This is a genomic window from Pseudoalteromonas 'SMAR' (genome assembly GCF_048515945.1).
GTDB lineage: Bacteria > Pseudomonadota > Gammaproteobacteria > Enterobacterales > Alteromonadaceae > Pseudoalteromonas.
This window is the reverse complement of record NZ_JBLWMW010000040.1, coordinates 1-16,703: the sequence shown is the minus strand read 5'-3', so window position 1 is coordinate 16,703 and position 16,703 is coordinate 1. Positions and strand designations below refer to the sequence as shown.

Sequence of the window (16,703 nt, the reverse complement as noted above, 5' to 3'; positions counted from 1 at the left end):
TATTTCCACAACTTAATAATGATCGACATACACCAGAACTAGAAGAATAACACCATGAAAGTCACCATTAACGATGTTGCCAAGCTCGCCGGCGTGTCCATGAAAACCGTCTCTAGAGTGATAAATAAAGAACCTTCGGTCAGACAAAAAACGTATGATCAGGTGATGCAGGCTGTAAAAGAGTTAAATTACCAACCCAACACCGCAGCTCGAAATTTGGCAGGTACCTCTTCGTTTGCTATTGGCTTGGTGTATGACAACCCCAATGCCTATTACGTCATTGATATGCAAAACGGTGTGTTGTCACGTTGTAAAGAAGAAGGTTATGAGTTGGTGATCCATCCATGCAGCTCAGGCGCCGCAGACATGGCCGATGAAGTAAAAACCATGATCAAGCGCTCTCGTTTAGCAGGTCTTGTGCTCACCCCTCCGTTGTCGGAGCAACAACACATTATCGACATGCTGGATGACAGCGGTGTGCATTATGTTCGGCTATTATCAGGCAGAGCAGCAGAAGCGCAGCAAAGCGCTAACAACTGTATTTTCGTTGATGACTATGCTGCCGCGTATGAAATTACCGAGCATTTAATTTCACTCGGACACCAACAGATTGCCTTTGTACTGGGCGATGAAGAGCACAAATCCACCACTGAACGTTTGGCAGGTTATCAAGACGCACTAAAAGCACATGGCATTAGCCCAAGTGAAGCCCTGCTTTATCACGGTACCTACTCGTTCGAGTCGGGTGTAAAAGGCGCAAAAGCCTTATTAAGTGACGGCAACCCAAATAAAATCACGGCGATATTAGGCGGTAACGATGAGGTTGCAGCGGGTGCTCTGTTTGCCGCTCGGCTGATGAACATTGAAATTCCAGCACAACTTTCCATCAGTGGCTTCGAGGACTCTCCCTTCTCGCGACAAACTTGGCCAAAGCTCACGACAGCACACCAAGCAAACGATATCATTTCTGAACACGCAGCGCGGTTGTTATTTTCAAAGACCCGTGGCCATCGTAAAAATGACAAAGAAATCACTACGGTTTTCACCCCCAATATGGTGGTACGCGAAAGCACCGGCAGGATTTCAAGTTAACCTTGTTGAGCGGCCTAACCGCTCAACAGCTCAATCATTACGGCTCCATCGACTCCAGCAAACTTTCACTTTTGCTCGACCAAGCATTGATCAATGCCTTCACCAACGACGCCAATGGAATGGCGAAAAAGACCCCCCAGAAGCCCCAAATACCACCAAAAAACAGTACTGCTGCAATGATGTAAACCGGGTTCAAATCCACCGCTTCAGAAAACAGTAATGGCACTAACACATTACCGTCTAACGCTTGAATGATGCTGTAAGCCACTAAAATGGTCCAAAACTCCGGCGCAATTCCGTATTGAAACAATGCCACCGCTGCCACCGGTATCGTCACTAAGGCAGCGCCAATAAACGGTATCAACACTGAAAAGCCGACCAGCGTACCTAAGAGTGCCGCATAGCGTAGATCGAGCAGAGAGAAAGTAACATAACTGACCACACCAACAATGATGATTTCAAACACCTTGCCGCGAATGTAGTTCATTATCTGATGATCCATTTCGTACCAGACTTGCGCTATCAGCTTTCTGTCTTTGGGAATTAATTGTGCAATGCCCTTGGTAAGCTCATTTTTATCTTTGAGCATAAAGAACACCAACAAAGGCACCAAGATCAGATAAATTAACCACGCCGCGACATCCTTTAATGACGTCAGCGATATCGACACTATCATTTCACCCAACTCTAGTACTTTTCTTTCCACGCCACTTACCAGTGACTGCACCTGCTCGGTAGAAATAAGCGTGGGATAATTATCGGGTAAGTGTAATAAGAAGTCTTTCCCTTCTTCTATCATGGTCGGGCTTTCTTGCAGCAAATTACTCAATTGCTGCCATAAAATAGGCACAATACCCAGCACTAGCCCCAGCGCAATGCCGGTAAAGGCGGCCATCACGATGATCGCAGCAATAAGGCGATTGCCCAGCACTTGGGCTAGCTTATTCACTGGCCACTCCAACAAGTAGGCAATCACAATGGCGACCAACACCGGCATTACATAGCTGCCAAAGAAATACAACAAGGCAACCGTTAGCACCAGCATTAGTAACAAGGTTACTGAATGTGGATCTGAAAACTTTTTTACGTACCACGCCTTAACCAACTCAAACATCTAGGATCTCCATGCCAACCTTATTTTCTTTGCGATAAATTCGATACTCAACCGAGGCTTTGTCTAAATACTGCGTCACATCTGCCAAATCGCTCATTTGAGCAAATAAGAAATGCACTGCCTCGTGCGTGTTTTGATGCTGCTTTAAGCGCCATTTAAATTGCACGAATAAAGCCGGACAATTTAGCTCGCTCAAATCATGTACAACCTGTGTCATTACCTTTTAACCAATTGTCTCAATGCTGTAGCCCTAGAGTCGAGTATGGTTTATTCTTAATAGCATACTTTACTTTTTGGGAATCCAAATGCCAGGCGTTAATAATAAGGCGCGATTGCCAGCCAATCCAACATTAAAAGAAATAAATTGGTATAAAAAACAAATTAATTGGGGCGAGCTACCACCATTCTATCATCTTGTCGCCTCCGCCATCAGTGAGTGTGAGGGAATTTTACATCATGGTTTCGATAACGCGGTAAAACGGCTGATCGATAAACGCAACTGGAACCTAGAATTACTGGGCGGACATGAGGACGACAATGGTATGATCCACTGTGATAACAAACCCTCAATTGCCTTGTATCAGGCCTTTACTGACAGAGGATTTGAGCTCTGGGCCTACCCAATAGCCAAAGGCACTAAGGTCGATACCTACGTAAAAGATAACCGCTTTTTGGAATTTCGCGTGTGGGATCCCCACTCAATGAAAAGCTTGTTGAGAATTAATCAATTGCATAAATTTATTGGCTTTTATTTTGAAAATGGCGATGTCGCAGATAAGGCGCTGATACTGCACGCGCACAAGGTATTGCACAAAACCGTGGCTTTTTTGCAAAAAGAATTGAACATCACCAGTGTTGATGGGGTCTCAATCAAAGATTTTTACCAATTATGTGAAAAAGACGCCAGAGCGTGTAATGACGAAATCGATATCGCCAAAATCATGCTCGGAGAGGATTTGAATAGGGAATAAAATGCGGTTAAAACCCTTGTTACAGGCGCTCACCATTGCAGCGACACTCTGTACTATCACACCCAGCCAAGCGCAAACTGAGTTAAAACTGCCTGATCTTGGCACTTCCGCGTTGCAAGTATTGCCGTTGGAGAAAGAGCAAGCACTTGGCGAAGTCATGATGATGCAGTTACGTGCTCGTTCACCGGTGGTTGGCGATCCTGTTCTGGAGGAGTACCTCACCAGTTTGGGTAATCGCTTAGTGGCGAATGCCAATGACGTACGTTTCCCGTTTCGCTTTTTTTGGATTAACCACAAAGACATCAACGCCTTTGCGTTTTATGGAGGCCATGTTGGCGTCCACACCGGTCTATTGGCTGAGTCTGACAACGAAAGTCAACTCGCCTCAGTATTAGGCCACGAAATCGCGCACGTTACACAACGCCATTTAGCACGTCGCGCTCAAAACGCCAAAGACAACAGCGCATTGACCATTGCCGGGCTTATTGCCGGTATTCTCACCAGCGTCGTTGCCCCAGATGCCGGCATGGCCATTCTCTCGGCCAGCTCAACCCAATCGGCCTTAAGTCAACTGACTCATAGCCGCAAAGCCGAACAAGAAGCCGACCGCTTTGGCATGAACACTCTGCACAAGGCTGGCTTTGATCCCTATGCCGCCAGTGAGTTCTTAACCAAGTTGTCGGATCAGATCCGTTTTAAAAATAAGCCACCGGCGTTTTTATTAACCCACCCACTACCAGACAGCCGGGTATCGGATGTGCGCTTACGAGCGCAACAATATGAAAAACGCTATTATGGCTCAAGCCTCTCTTATGCACTGGCGAAAAGCCGCGTGTTGGCGCGTTATCATTACTCAAAAGAGCAAGCGGAAGCGTTTTTCCGTAATCATTTAAAAAGCACGTCGGAGCTGGATACGCAGGCACTGGAGTATGGCTTGGCTATCAGCTTGTTAGATCAAGACAAACTCACCGAAGCCGGGCAAATACTGGACAAATTATTAGCTCGAGATGGTAATAATTTATTTTATTTGGATGTCTATACCGACTACCTCATAGCCGCTGAACAAACCGACAAGGCGCTATCGGTTTTAGAAAAACAGCACCAGCTAAGGCCGAATAATCAAGTGATAACGCTCAATTATGCCAATGCCGCTTTAGAAGCAAAGCAATTTGAAAAAGCCGAGCAACTACTTAAAATCTTTTTATTAGAAAAGCCCGATCACCTGTTAGCCCGTGATTTGCTCACACAAGCCTATAAAGCACAACAAAATAAATCGGCTTACCACGAGAGTAAAGCCAGTGTGTATGCTCAATATGGTGCCTTCAGTAAAGCGGCAGATGAAGTGCAACGTGCACTAAACCATATTGAAAACGATGAAGAGATCAAAAAAAGCAGACTAAAAGCACTGTTAAGCCAATACCGAGTTATGCAAAAGGAAATAGCTAAGCTGTAGCAGAGCGTGGGGTTACGGTTTTAACTATGATCCCACTGCCTGCGCTTTTCGTTAATAGTGCAATACGCTATCATCGCATTAAAATTAATAACCTAGAGATAAAAAACCATGGCTGTAGAAATATACCACAACCCGCGCTGTTCAAAGTCACGCGAAACCCTTGCATTACTTGAGAGCCAAGGCGTGTCTCCTACTATTGTGGAATACTTAAAAACGCCTATTTCATCAGATACGCTGGCCACGTTACTCGATAAACTAGGGTTCGCTAGTGCCCATCAATTAGTGCGCAGTAAAGAAACCATTTATAAAGAATTAGGACTCAGCAAAGACAGCGATGAGGCACAGCTAAGACAAGCAATGCTTGAAAATCCCAAATTGATTGAGCGCCCTATCGTGGTCAATGGTGATAAAGCGGCCATTGGTCGACCGCCTGAAACCGTTCTTGATATTCTATAATGACTAAAATATTGGTGTTATACCACTCCAGCCATGGCTCGGTGGCAAACATGGCGGCCGAGTTTGCTGAGACCATCACCGTCAATGGTGGTGAGGCGGTTGTGCGGGTGTTTAAAGCCCGTGAGCCGCACGACGTCGAAGTCACCAAAGCCGACTTAGTCGCCTGTGATGGCTTGGCTTTTGGTACACCCACCCGGTTTGGCATGATGGCCGCTGAAGCCAAAACATTTTGGGAAACTACCAGCGATTTATGGTTAAAAGGTCAATTAATCGACAAACCAGCTTGTGTGTTTTCGTCATCCAGTAGTATGCACGGCGGTAATGAGGCCACCTTATTGAACCTGTCATTACCGTTATTACACCATGGCATGATGTTACTTGGCGTGCCCTACGATGTGCCCGAGTTATTATCAAGCCAAACCGGCGGTACGCCATACGGCGCCTCTCATGTTGCTGGTAGTCAAAACGACGCTACCCTGTCAGCCACCGAAGTTAAAATTTGTCGTGCAGCCGCGAGTCGGCTGTTGCGTGTTGCGGAAAAGTTAAAATGAATAAAGTTGCGAAAAAGCCGATCACCAAACGCTTTCAGTTTTTTGCCCTAACAGGCTACATAGGCTTGTTAATACTGATACCATTGTGGCTATTTGTATTATCACCACGTGAAGGCTATAGCAGCGGCTTTGTATTTACAGTGTATGTTTTGCCACTGCTATTGCCACTAAAAGGAATCATTCAAGATAAGCCTTACACTTATGCTTGGGCTAACTTTATTGTGATGCTGTATTTTATTCATGGCTTAACCATGTTGTGGGTGTCGCCTGATGAGCTATGGCTGGCCATATTAGAAGTCGCATTAGCCACTTCTATGTTTATCGGCTGTACTTATTATGCCCGTCACCGTGGCCAAGAGCTTGGCCTGAAAATTCGTAAGTTGAAAGAAGACTTAGCTGACGAGAAACGCGCCCACGAGCAGCAAGATTAACGAAAAAGTGGGCCAGATTAAAAAGTGTGCGCAGCTAAATGGGCTGCGCTTTTTTTTGCTGCCATTACTGCAATGACATGACGGCAACTAACACCAAAACAGAAAATAATAACTGCACTGCAATACTCAACCACGCCAAGCAATTAACTCCTAACAACGACCATGGCGTTGCACTGCTAGGATACAAGGGGTTACGACGTTGCCGCCTAGCAACACTGAAAAGAGCAATCGATACCCCTGTGGTCACAAGCGTTGCAATGGTTTTATCATTGATGCTATCAGTAAAAAATAGCAGTAATTGCAATGGTAGTAGCACCGCAGCCAAGGCGTAAAGCAGGTGAACATTTTTTATTTTTTGGTACTTAGCCTCACTGGACAATTCAATAATCCCATGCTCCTCAAACGCTTGTTTAGCGCTTAACGCTTGGTTTTTCATGGCCACGCGGTAAGGGGTTTGGCCGTGGATATCGGCCAACATAGGGTCATCACCGTGGTTAAAAATCATCTCAACCATGGCCGCCGAGTTAGAAACCGCGGCATAATGCATTAAATTGCATCCGGCCTCATCGAGCTCATTCACGTCATGGCTTGGTAGCATCGCCTCTACGGCACTAACAAAGCCTTTTTCTACCGCGAGCATCAATGCCGAGCGCCCTTGGCTGTCTTTGGCTGTGCCTTTTGCCCCTTGGTTGACTAGGGTTAAGATGGCCGATTGTTTGGCCTGCTTTTGACTTAACTGCAGCAACAAGGCTTGCTCTAACAAGGCACTCACCTCTTGTTCATCTGCAATGGCGCAAAGCAGCTCGTAAGTCTGCTCACCTTCGAGTAACTTGTCTGTGGCTATCTTAGCGGTGGCGGTTTTATCTTCCATGCACTGTTCACTCTTTTCGAGTATCGCGCTACGGATGGCTTCATCTCCATCACACCAAAGCGTGACTAGCTCGCTGGCGCTAAACTGCATTCCCACCTCTAAAAGCCACACCAAGGTAGCCTGCAAGCCTTGGTTTAACAACAACTCCACGAAGGACAGTTGCTGCTCTTGCATTTGCAGCTGAATATTGGAGTATTGGCCCAAGCGCTGAATTAAGGTGTTCAATAGTGTGCTGTGTTCGGTGCCGTTGCTATGCATGTGCTGCAAAACACTGTTGACGTAGTGACGTTGCTTGTCGTCAAAATCATCGATGTGTTGAAAGTAACAGGCTTCGAACGGCTCCAAGGGGCGCAGCCAAGCAAGATAAAATAAAGGCGGTAGTACGGTTGTCACCACCCCCTGCTCGTCGGTGGTTTGTTGACAATCCGGCCATGCCTCAATGGCATCTAGAATGTATGCCCCGTTTTCTTCGATTAACCCCTTCAACAGCGTGGGATACTGAGCAGGCCAAATTAACACTTGTTCCATGAATGCGCTATTATCCTCAGAATCTAAATATATGCAGCATAATTATCGCGAAATGACTAGGTGGTGAATAATACCAACTGTGACGCTAAAATGCTTCTCTATTTCGGACCATTTTTACAATTAGAGTATTGAAATGACTAATCAATTAGAAACATGGCAAGTGATCCTTATCATTGCCGGAGTATTAGGGGTGATTTGGAGCAACATCGCGCTACTGAAGTACTCGGCAAAGTTTGAGATGAAGAAAAAGATCAAACAACAAACCGAGCCTTTTGATGAAAGTAAGCGCAACCAAGAGCAAACATCAAAAAGCGCTTCACAGCAGTCAGGTACTGACGATACTAATACCTAACTGCTGTAAGCTGATTCGGTAACACATAGCTACTAAATGTGTTTAACCGAAGCCCAGTTAGTCTATGGTGATATCCACCCAGACTAAACGATGGTCGGAGCTGGCATGGCGGCTTTTAACCAAGCGATACAATGAGTCCGTTTGGGTTGGCCAAAAAACGCCACTGTCGGCAATTTTGAGGCCATGCTTGGACGGTAATACGTAATCGACTCTGGCTCCCCAGTGGGCAGTAAAACGGCTACTGTAGTTGGCATCGCTGTGTTGCTTGCCGCCGTCACTGGTCGGTGCCTTAGCAGCGTTAACCAAATCATGTTGCAGTAATTGCTCTATCACTCCTGGACGGTGTTTATCTCCTTCATCTGCGGCATTAAAGTCGCCGGCAATGACAAATCGAGTGGCATCTTTTAAGCCCCCTTTTTGACCTTTATCATCGTAAGTATATGCGCTAGTTGCAGGGCTCAGGTAATCGGCCATTAACCGGATTTCATCGTGATTTCGCGCTCCATTGCGATCCTCTGGTCCATCAAACACAGGCGGTGTTGGGTGCATGGCCAATAGGTGTACATTCTTGTCACCAACTTGAATAGGAATATCCCAATGCGATTTAGAGCTTAACCGCAAGGCTTGCCACTCAGCGTCGCTATACCAAGGCGCGCCGGTTTCTGGCTCAGTGGTCTTAAGGTGATTTGGCATATCGCGCCATAAAAATTGCTGCATGGTGCGAACTTGGGTTTTATCGATTGGGAACTTCGAGAGCACCGCCATGCCATACTGCCCTTGATAAAAACCAAAGCCTTGGGCATCGGCCCCAAAGCGACTCTTTTCACCATTATTATCAAGATCAAACTCGGTTGGCAATCCGGTGTTTACTGGGGCAATAAAATGATAAGGGTATTGGATCGGTGCCTGATCTGCCTGCGATTGTTGCAAATAGTTTTTTACAAACGCGACAATCCCCTGCTCAGGTTCCGCAATATAATCAAACTCATTGAGTAGCAGAATGTCTGGTCGAACTCGCTGAATGATCTCAGCAATATTTTTTATCTGGGGGTGATCCCCTTGTTTTAGCAGTGTTTGTAATTTATCGGGCTCTAGAGCCTGATTTTGCTGTTGGTAGTTGCTCGCTTCCATACTGACGTTGAATGTCGCAACGCGTATGGTTTGTGCATGGCTGAGTGAGGCGAAAAGCAAAACAGCTAAGCTGAATAATCTCATTGTAAACCTGTAAGTTAAAATCAATCCCGGAGTCATTATTGTAATGCCACGAGCAGAAAAAGCGCTAATATTGAGATAAGCAGCAACATGACTGCGGTACTGCTAATAATCCATGGCAGCCCAGCTATTCGTTAGGGCTGCCACTGTGTTTACTCACTTAGCCAAGCAACATTATTCTTGGTTGGCGAAATATGATTGCGTACCGTGGGCCTCAAGTGCCGCTTCAAAGCGTTGTAAGGCCTGTAAGTACACCGCATCTCTCAAGCCAATTTCATGCTCCTGATGCAGCGCCCAAGCTTTATCAAACGCCGACTCGATGTACTCAGCCAACTTACTCTGTACTTTTTCTTCACTCCACATTTCACCTTGGCGGTTTTGACACCACTCGAAATAGCTCACTATGACCCCACCGGCATTGGCTAAAATGTCGGGTACCACAGTCACCCCTTGCTGTTGCAAAATACTATCAGCATCGGCAGCGACCGGACCGTTGGCAATTTCAACAATAAACTTAGCCGCAACCTGCTCTGCGTTATCGCTCGTTATCGCGCCTGCAAGCGCCGCTGGCACTAGCACATCCACTTTCAAGGCCAACAACTCTTCGTTGCTTAAGGTTTCATGCTCTACGGTTTCACACACCGAGCCATCACAGTACACCGCCTTTAAGGCTTTACTGCGTTGTTTTTCTTGGTAAACACTTTCAACATCCAAACCATCAGGACAATAAATCGCGCCCTTCGAGTCACTGACTGCAACCACTTTATAACCCGCTTGCTGCAACAACTTAGCACAATGATAACCGCCGTTACCAAAGCCTTGGATTGCAATGGTTTTCTCTTCACGCTGCCAATCAAACTGCTGGGCAAGTTTTTCAATCATTAAAAACGCACCGCGCCCAGTGGCCGACTCGCGTCCTGCACTGCCGCCAAAGGTGGTTGGCTTTCCGGTGATCACTGCAGGGCTTTTACGGCGAGCAATCTTTTCGTACTCGTCCATCATCCACCCCATTACTCGGGCATTGGTATAGACATCGGGTGCTGGAATATCCTGCTCTGGGCCAATAAAGTCGGCGTTGGCGCGAATGTAAGTGCGAGCCAAGCGCTCAAGCTCCATGGGACTCAGCGATTTCGGATCGACCGTAACTGCGCCTTTACCACCACCAAACGGCACATTCACCGCGGCACATTTTAATGTCATCCACAGCGCTAATGCTTCAACCTCACTTTGGTCGGCGTCTTGGTGAAACCGTATTCCGCCCTTGGTCGGCCCGAGTAAATCATTGTATTGGCAGCGATAGGCCTTAAAATAATCGAGTTTGCCATTGTCGCGACGAATGGCAATATGACTCGAAAGCGTACGCTGTGGGTGTGCTAAGGCATGGTAGGTGGCTTCATTAATCCCTGTTTCCTCAATGATATGATGAAGGCGCTTTAATGCATCTTGTAATAAATCTGTACTCATCCTTTCCTCAGTTTTTTACTGTGACTGTTATTGGTATGAGTGCATTAGCTAAAAAGATCAAGCGCAACGCCATAAGCGGCACTAAATTACTCGAAAAATTAGGTGATTTCTTTTAAAAAGTAGCTCGCTTCGCTGGGCTCAATCACAAAACATTGTCGTTTTGCTCGCGTTAACGCAACATAAAATAGCCGCCGCTCTTCGGCATCAGGGAATCCTCCTTTGGCCGGCAGCAAAGCCTCTACTAGCGCAATGGATGGTTTATTTGAGGGTAAAATATGTGGCTGTAAGCCCATGATAATCGTAAAATCGGCTTCAGTGCCTTTGGCGCCATGAAAGGTATTAGATGATAGCTGCAACTGCGGATACAAATTTCGCCATTTTGCCATGCAATTGCTGTCTGGCAGAGCTTTGTGATTACGCGCCAATAGCATCACCGTCACTCCCTTATCGCTGCGTTGCTCAATCACACCTAAAAGCTGCTGGGCTTGACTAAGGTCATCATCGCTCCGAACTTTCACAACCCCTTGGCCTTTAACGCCACTGTCGTTGGCAACAATGTGCTTTGGTATTTGCTCTGGATTACGGCACACAAATTGACTGGCGACATCGAGAATGGTTTGCGGGTAACGGAAGGTTTTATCCAAATAGCTGGTCGTTGCTTCACCAAAGTGACGGCTGAACTCTGTGATTAAGCTAATGTCACCGCCACTAAAACGGTAAATGGCCTGCCAGTCGTCACCCACAGCGAAAAGCTGTGCTTGGGGGTTTTGCTTTAGCAAAGCTTGGAGTAATCGAGCCCGCAGCTGTGAAATATCCTGAAATTCATCCACCAACAACATCCGCCATGGCGAGTTAAAACGCTTGGTTTCTACGTAATGAATAGCCCGTTGCAACATGTCCTCAAAGTCAATACTGTTTTCATTGTTTAAAAACAATTGATACTCCGCAAGCAGTGGAAAAATCACCGTCATGCTGTCGCTGTAATTGGGTAAAAGTGTGTCAATATGACCGAGGAATTGCGCTTGCTTGACCAGAGGCAGCAATTGGCACAACAGCTTGATAGCCTGAGACTCACTGCCAATGCTATTTTGCTGGCAGAAGCGCTGCCAGTCGCGAGCAAAGTCACTTTCTTGCTGTAAGCTTAAAAGTGCCTCTTGAACAAACTGGTTGAGCTGACTTTGACTGGTAGCAAGGGTTGAAATAGCAGGCTTTTGCCCTTCTACGTGTTCAATAATCGACAGTGATAAGGCATGAAAGGTGGCACACGTTAGTGAGTCTGCAAGCGTTTGACAGCGTTGGCGCATTTCATCTGCAGCATCGTTGCCATAGGCTAATAATAAAATTTCATCGCCTTTAAATAACTGCCGGTGAAGTAAGTAAGCCACCTTGGCTTTAATGACACTGGTTTTTCCGGTCCCCGCTCCGGCTAACAGTAACTGTCGATCGTCTTGAATGATACACGCTTTGGCCTGCGCTGGCGTCAAAGGTTGCGCCTCGGTTTGAGCAAAAAACGCCTGATCATAACGCAGATAATAGTCCACAAAAGCAGCTTTAAACTCGTTGATATCCTGATTGGTCCATGCGGCAATTTCAGCTACCACAGCTAACGCTTGACGCGTGGGCTCATCCAACATAGAAGCGGGAATGTGCTGCCAGCCCTGCCACAGTTGTTGGCAACTTACACGAAATGTATGCAGTAAACTGGCACTGAGGTAACGATATTTGAGCTGTTGTTGTGCCAAGGTGGCGGTTTGTATCATGCGCTCGCTGTGTGCCTTAAGCCACAGCTTTTGCAACTGGGTAGACGTCGCCGGCATATTTTTAGGCTTCACTTTCACACTGACTTGGCCACTGTCCACCGTTAGGGTGAGTACGCCATACCAACGGCCATGTTGATAACACGGCGGCTTTGTCATAGCAGCAAACAAGCCACTTTGTACTTTGCTTGCCTGCCTAATAAACAGTCCTTGTTGCGTGCATTTTATTTCCCGCACGGCGTCAAACAGACGACTTAAAATATGGGGTTCTATCAAGAGGTTAATCAAACTGCATTGCTTGGTAGCCCTATGCTACCACGGAACGAATTGAAAACAGTACAGCCAAGTTAAATTGCCACAATGAAAGTCATTGAGCTGATTACTTTTTCCCTGCTTTAGAGCGTTTTACTCTCTGCTCTTGCTTCGCCTTGGCGACATTTTTAAACACCGGTGGCGGGATTGAAAAAGCGAAATCAACGGCATCAACGCCATAAATAAGCACCTTTAGGCATCTTTTTTGCCCATTTCACTACCTTGAATAACAAAACTGCACTCACAGGCAGTAAGATGAAAACGATCAAAGCCTTTACTAAAATGACGTCCATACACACTTTCCTTGTTAATATAAGTTACCCTTTGTAATGGTGGGACAGATGAATATTCTCAACCCACCTAGCCAAAGTATTTTGTATGCCGTTTTATTGCGCCAGACCATTCTCCCTTATTGCCGCAGTAAAAGCGTGCTGGAGTTTGTCATGCTCAAGCTCTAAATCGGTTTCTGTTAACTCGCCTTTTAGCCAACGCAGCTCTAATGCCAATGTTTCGAGCATTTGTTTTTGAATAAACACCGCCATTTCGGGTTTGGTGGTTGCCGAGCGCTTGAGGTTTATAATTTGACCATTAAGCATTTCCAAGGTTGGCTGGCTGAGCATTTTACTCACCAGTGTTTGGGTAACAAAACGCTCAATATAATGCGGGTATGGCAAGGGGTTTTTATCATAAAACTCTTTAACCTCTTGCTCTGCCTGTTGTTCACTCTGTGCTTCTTGTTTGAGGTTGTTAGCGAAATCAATCAACTTTTCTCCATATTCCCGGGTTTCGCTAATACTGGTTGTGGCTGCGCCAATTAATTTCATTACATCGCGACGTTCCTTGTTGTCTTCTTCAAAGTTAGTAATGGCAATGGCAAGCAATACCCCAACCAAAGTCGCTAGCATGGTGGTGATAAAATTCACTCCGAGTTCGTTACGACTCGCCCATGGCCGCAGGGCAGGCAAAAAGGTGATCACACCAAGCAGAGAAATAATGATAGTGGCAATAAGGTAAGTCATGAAGGATTCACTTCCATGTTGTTGATATCATCCTCTGATTGTAAATCGTTTTTATAAAACAACAAGCATTTCAATTAGTTCAAGCTTAAGAGTAACAAAAATGGTGTTGCTCTTTTAACGACATGCCTAAATATTCAAAAGTCCCTGTCAGCATCTGGGTAAACGCCCTTGGCACTTCTTTTTGGTTAGAAGTCGAGAGCAAGGAAAACTGCTTGTCACGCAGTGCTCTGAGCTCAGGTTGCAGACTTTCAATATCCATAAAGTCGGTGATCCTATCAATAAACGCTTTCATTCTTGGTGTTACCGCGTACCAATAAACAGGCGAGGCGAAAACGATATGATCAAAGCTCAGTATCCAGCGAAATTAATTAATAAAATCGTCCCCCGAATTAGAATGCTGGTAACAATATTCGCCAATATTATACCTATCTAAATAAATCAGCTGAGCTCCATATTGCTGTGCGATCTTAGTAGCGGATTGAAAGGTGTTCCCGGCTGGGTTGGCACTGGAATAAATAACGATGGTTTTCATAATGAGCAATTTCCGGTTGTGTTGTTATGAATATAGGTGCTACCTTAAAACCTCACCTTAACTTGAGGTAAAGTGCCAAAATGGAAAAAAATAAAAAGCTTCCCGAAGAACCCAAACTGAGTGTCGGTAAGGTGGCAGCCCGAGCGGATGTTGCTGTGTCAACTTTGCACTTTTATGAGAGCAAAGGTTTGATCCGCAGTTGGCGTAATAATGGTAATCAACGGCGTTATAAAAAAGATGTTTTAAGGCGGATAGCCATTATTAAAGCAGGCCAGAAAATGGGGATCACTTTGGCTGAAATCAAAGACACTCTCGACACTCTGCCAGAAGCAAGAACACCCAATAAAAGCGATTGGGCACGGCTTTCGAGTGCGTGGCAGGCCAAGTTAGACGAAAAAATTGCCTATATGCAACGGCTGCGGACCTTGGTTGATGGCTGTATTGGCTGTGGCTGTTTGTCGATGAAATCCTGTCCAATTTATAATCCCGATGACATTGTTGCCAGTGAAGCCAGCGGCGCGGTGATACTCGACCAACCGGAAAAAGCCAATAAGGCAAAAAATTTGGTATCATAATTGAAACCCAAAACAAGGACACAATAATGAAAAAAACCGCTTTATGTATGGCTTTGGCCATGGCGATGGGCCTATCTGGTTGCTCGCTCTCCCCTGCCAATAGCCAAGACACCGCTGCCCAAACTTCAGTTGCAATGGCACCCAGTGCAAAGTTTTCTCAGTTTTCAGAGCAATTTATTGCGGCATTGTGGCAACAATACCCAGAGGCTTCTTTATGGGCCGGTTACGGTAAATACGACGATATTATTACTATCCCTAATCAAGCAGCACGCACTGCCAGTGTGGCATTTTCAAAAGCTTGGTTAGCCAAATTGGCCGCATTCGATATTGAGCAGCTAAGCGACAGCCAAAAAATTGATTATCATCTCATTGAAAACCGTTTAAAGCGTGATATCTGGCACACCGAAACATTTAAAAGCTGGCAGTGGAACCCTGCTAATTATAACGTTTCATATGGCTTTGCAACGATTTTAAACAGCCGCTTCAAAAGCGATGACGAAAAGCTCAAGCTGGTTTTAGAAAGACTGAAATACGTACCAGACTATTACCAAGCAGCGCAAGAGAATATCGACACCCCAACCATTGAATACACCCAACTGGCTATCGCCCAAAACCAAGGCGCATTCAGTGTGTTGAACGACGAGCTGTTAGAAAAGCTCGCCACATCACTGTTAACCGCTGAAGAAAAACAGCTGTTCAAGCAACGTTTTGCCGCTGCGAAATCGGCCATCAATGGCTATGTCAGCTTTTTAACCAACCTTGAAAAAGAGCTGGCAGAAAATGGCAATGCGCGGTCATTTAGAATTGGTGAAGAGCTTTATGAGCAGAAGTTTGCCTTCGATATTCAATCAGGCTATAGCGCCAAACAAATGTACCAAAAGGCGCTGGAAGATAAAGCCCGAGTTACCGCGGAAATGGTTAAAATTACCGATTCACTGTGGCCTAAATACTTTGCCGATACTCCACGCCCAGAGTCGGATCGCGACGCCATTGCCAAACTGATTAAACACTTGTCGGTAAAGCACGTTAAACGCGAAAACTTTGTCAGTGAGATAAAACGCCAAATCCCTGAACTCGAAAAATTTGTCATTGAAAACGACCTCATTACCCTAGACCCAGAAAAGCCACTGGTAGTGAGAGAAACTCCCGAGTACATGCGTGGTTTTGCCGGGGCTTCCATCAGTGCGCCAGGTCCGTATGACAAAAAGGAAAATACCTACTACAACGTTTCACCACTGGATGGCATGAGCGATGAGCAAGCCGAATCCTACCTGCGTGAATACAACCATTGGATCTTACAGATCTTAAACATTCATGAAGCTATCCCAGGTCATTACACCCAGCTGGTATACGCAAATGAATCGCCCTCACTGGTGAAAAGTATCCTCAGTAATGGCGCGATGATCGAAGGCTGGGCGGTATATACCGAGCGTATGATGCTGGAGCAAGGCTATGGTAATTTTGAGCCAGAAATGTGGCTGATGTATTACAAATGGAACCTACGAGTGATTTGTAACACCATTTTAGACTATGCCATTCAAGTGAAAGGGATCAGTCGCGAAGAGGGCCTCGATTTGTTAATGAATGGCGCTTTCCAAGAGCGCGCAGAGGCCGAAGGCAAGTGGCGCCGTGCAACCTTAAGCCAAGTTCAGCTCACCAGTTATTACTCAGGTTATCGTGAAATTTACGATTTCCGAGAAGCACAAAAGCAAAAGCTAGGTGATGATTTTGATCTCAAAGCCTTCCATGAGGAGTTCCTAAGTTTCGGCAGCGCGCCGGTCAAATACATTCGCCAACTAATGAGCAAATAACAATGCCAAAAGCATAACCATCTGCCACTCCCACACCATCGTGTGGGAGTTTTCAGCCCCGCGACAACGCCCCCTTTTTTGCAGAATTTCAAATAAAAACATTTTAAAACAAAAAGTTATGTATTTTCTTGGGTTTTATGCTAAGCTTTAATACCAATTCGCTTAATTAAGTGGTCTATTTGAGGCAAGAAAATTCTGTCGA

Annotated in this window: 17 protein-coding genes; 9 read left to right on the top strand and 8 right to left on the bottom strand. The window is 45.7% G+C overall.

What is annotated here, in order from left to right; genetic code table 11:
* Positions 1-54 precede the first annotated feature (54 nt).
* Positions 55-1,092, top strand: a complete 1,038-nt coding sequence (locus ACNKW2_RS15305; protein WP_419149335.1) for a LacI family DNA-binding transcriptional regulator — start codon at positions 55-57, stop codon at positions 1,090-1,092.
* Between the two features lie 37 nt (positions 1,093-1,129).
* Here the strand turns inward: ACNKW2_RS15305 and ACNKW2_RS15300 are convergent, their stop codons facing one another.
* Complete coding sequence (locus ACNKW2_RS15300) at positions 1,130-2,206, bottom strand: AI-2E family transporter (RefSeq protein ID WP_419149334.1); 1,077 nt, start codon at positions 2,204-2,206, stop codon at positions 1,130-1,132.
* Positions 2,199-2,423 (bottom strand): hypothetical protein, encoded by a 225-nt coding sequence (locus ACNKW2_RS15295; RefSeq protein ID WP_419149333.1) that lies wholly within the window; start codon positions 2,421-2,423, stop codon positions 2,199-2,201. The genes ACNKW2_RS15300 and ACNKW2_RS15295 overlap by 8 nt, the downstream gene beginning before the upstream one ends.
* Positions 2,424-2,511: 88 nt before the next feature.
* Between ACNKW2_RS15295 and ACNKW2_RS15290 the strand changes: the two genes are divergently transcribed.
* The 5 genes from ACNKW2_RS15290 to ACNKW2_RS15270 all read left to right on the top strand — a co-directional run bounded on the left by ACNKW2_RS15290 (position 2,512) and on the right by ACNKW2_RS15270 (position 6,068).
* Positions 2,512-3,177, top strand: coding sequence for a hypothetical protein (locus tag ACNKW2_RS15290; protein ID WP_419149332.1), 666 nt, complete (start codon positions 2,512-2,514; stop codon positions 3,175-3,177).
* A gap of 1 nt (position 3,178) precedes the next feature.
* A complete protein-coding gene (bepA, locus tag ACNKW2_RS15285) occupies positions 3,179-4,630 on the top strand; it encodes a beta-barrel assembly-enhancing protease (protein ID WP_419149331.1) in 1,452 nt (483 codons plus the stop codon).
* Between the two features lie 108 nt (positions 4,631-4,738).
* Positions 4,739-5,086, top strand: a complete 348-nt coding sequence (gene arsC, locus ACNKW2_RS15280; protein ID WP_419149330.1) for an arsenate reductase (glutaredoxin) — start codon at positions 4,739-4,741, stop codon at positions 5,084-5,086.
* Positions 5,083-5,637, top strand: a complete 555-nt coding sequence (wrbA, locus tag ACNKW2_RS15275) for an NAD(P)H:quinone oxidoreductase (RefSeq protein ID WP_419149352.1) — start codon at positions 5,083-5,085, stop codon at positions 5,635-5,637. The genes arsC and wrbA overlap by 4 nt, the downstream gene beginning before the upstream one ends.
* Positions 5,634-6,068, top strand: coding sequence for a DUF2069 domain-containing protein (locus ACNKW2_RS15270; protein ID WP_419149329.1), 435 nt, complete (start codon positions 5,634-5,636; stop codon positions 6,066-6,068). The genes wrbA and ACNKW2_RS15270 overlap by 4 nt, the downstream gene beginning before the upstream one ends.
* Positions 6,069-6,132: 64 nt before the next feature.
* On the opposite strand, the gene ACNKW2_RS15265 is transcribed toward ACNKW2_RS15270, so the two are convergent.
* On the bottom strand, positions 6,133-7,467 hold the full coding sequence (locus ACNKW2_RS15265) for an ankyrin repeat domain-containing protein (protein WP_419149328.1): 1,335 nt from the start codon (positions 7,465-7,467) through the stop codon (positions 6,133-6,135).
* A 133-nt stretch (positions 7,468-7,600) separates the two neighbouring features.
* Between ACNKW2_RS15265 and ACNKW2_RS15260 the strand changes: the two genes are divergently transcribed.
* Positions 7,601-7,819: a DUF2897 family protein gene (locus tag ACNKW2_RS15260; RefSeq protein WP_419149327.1), complete on the top strand. Its 219-nt coding sequence runs from the start codon at positions 7,601-7,603 to the stop codon at positions 7,817-7,819.
* A gap of 57 nt (positions 7,820-7,876) precedes the next feature.
* On the opposite strand, the gene ACNKW2_RS15255 is transcribed toward ACNKW2_RS15260, so the two are convergent.
* From ACNKW2_RS15255 to ACNKW2_RS15235, 5 genes are all read right to left on the bottom strand, one after another.
* Positions 7,877-9,034, bottom strand: coding sequence for an endonuclease/exonuclease/phosphatase family protein (locus tag ACNKW2_RS15255; RefSeq protein WP_419149326.1), 1,158 nt, complete (start codon positions 9,032-9,034; stop codon positions 7,877-7,879).
* A gap of 171 nt (positions 9,035-9,205) precedes the next feature.
* Complete coding sequence (locus tag ACNKW2_RS15250; RefSeq protein WP_419149325.1) at positions 9,206-10,495, bottom strand: Glu/Leu/Phe/Val family dehydrogenase; 1,290 nt, start codon at positions 10,493-10,495, stop codon at positions 9,206-9,208.
* A 98-nt stretch (positions 10,496-10,593) separates the two neighbouring features.
* Positions 10,594-12,540 carry a UvrD-helicase domain-containing protein gene (locus tag ACNKW2_RS15245; protein ID WP_419149324.1) on the bottom strand — a complete coding sequence of 649 codons (1,947 nt, stop codon included), beginning with the start codon at positions 12,538-12,540 and terminating at the stop codon, positions 10,594-10,596.
* Between the two features lie 410 nt (positions 12,541-12,950).
* Positions 12,951-13,583 carry a hypothetical protein gene (locus tag ACNKW2_RS15240; protein ID WP_419149323.1) on the bottom strand — a complete coding sequence of 211 codons (633 nt, stop codon included), beginning with the start codon at positions 13,581-13,583 and terminating at the stop codon, positions 12,951-12,953.
* Between the two features lie 85 nt (positions 13,584-13,668).
* Entirely contained in the window at positions 13,669-13,935 is a 267-nt protein-coding gene (locus ACNKW2_RS15235; RefSeq protein ID WP_419149351.1) for a flavodoxin family protein, read from the bottom strand.
* A gap of 260 nt (positions 13,936-14,195) precedes the next feature.
* Here ACNKW2_RS15235 and soxR point away from each other — a divergent pair, with 260 nt between their 5' ends.
* A complete protein-coding gene (gene soxR / locus ACNKW2_RS15230; protein WP_419149322.1) occupies positions 14,196-14,690 on the top strand; it encodes a redox-sensitive transcriptional activator SoxR in 495 nt (164 codons plus the stop codon).
* Positions 14,691-14,716: 26 nt separating this feature from the next.
* Complete coding sequence (locus ACNKW2_RS15225; protein WP_419149321.1) at positions 14,717-16,501, top strand: DUF885 family protein; 1,785 nt, start codon at positions 14,717-14,719, stop codon at positions 16,499-16,501.
* Positions 16,502-16,703: the final 202 nt, after the last annotated feature.

Coding starts and splice junctions, on each gene's coding strand:
- ACNKW2_RS15270 (WP_419149329.1), top strand. CDS start 5,634: ATGAATAAAGTTGCGAAAAAGCCGATCACCAAACGCTTTCAGTTTTTT.
- ACNKW2_RS15290 (WP_419149332.1), top strand. CDS start 2,512: ATGCCAGGCGTTAATAATAAGGCGCGATTGCCAGCCAATCCAACATTA.
- ACNKW2_RS15300 (WP_419149334.1), bottom strand. CDS start 2,206: ATGTTTGAGTTGGTTAAGGCGTGGTACGTAAAAAAGTTTTCAGATCCA.
- ACNKW2_RS15305 (WP_419149335.1), top strand. CDS start 55: ATGAAAGTCACCATTAACGATGTTGCCAAGCTCGCCGGCGTGTCCATG.
- ACNKW2_RS15260 (WP_419149327.1), top strand. CDS start 7,601: ATGACTAATCAATTAGAAACATGGCAAGTGATCCTTATCATTGCCGGA.
- ACNKW2_RS15255 (WP_419149326.1), bottom strand. CDS start 9,034: ATGAGATTATTCAGCTTAGCTGTTTTGCTTTTCGCCTCACTCAGCCAT.
- ACNKW2_RS15295 (WP_419149333.1), bottom strand. CDS start 2,423: ATGACACAGGTTGTACATGATTTGAGCGAGCTAAATTGTCCGGCTTTA.
- ACNKW2_RS15225 (WP_419149321.1), top strand. CDS start 14,717: ATGAAAAAAACCGCTTTATGTATGGCTTTGGCCATGGCGATGGGCCTA.
- soxR (WP_419149322.1), top strand. CDS start 14,196: ATGGAAAAAAATAAAAAGCTTCCCGAAGAACCCAAACTGAGTGTCGGT.
- bepA (WP_419149331.1), top strand. CDS start 3,179: ATGCGGTTAAAACCCTTGTTACAGGCGCTCACCATTGCAGCGACACTC.
- ACNKW2_RS15265 (WP_419149328.1), bottom strand. CDS start 7,467: ATGGAACAAGTGTTAATTTGGCCTGCTCAGTATCCCACGCTGTTGAAG.
- ACNKW2_RS15240 (WP_419149323.1), bottom strand. CDS start 13,583: ATGACTTACCTTATTGCCACTATCATTATTTCTCTGCTTGGTGTGATC.
- arsC (WP_419149330.1), top strand. CDS start 4,739: ATGGCTGTAGAAATATACCACAACCCGCGCTGTTCAAAGTCACGCGAA.
- ACNKW2_RS15250 (WP_419149325.1), bottom strand. CDS start 10,495: ATGAGTACAGATTTATTACAAGATGCATTAAAGCGCCTTCATCATATC.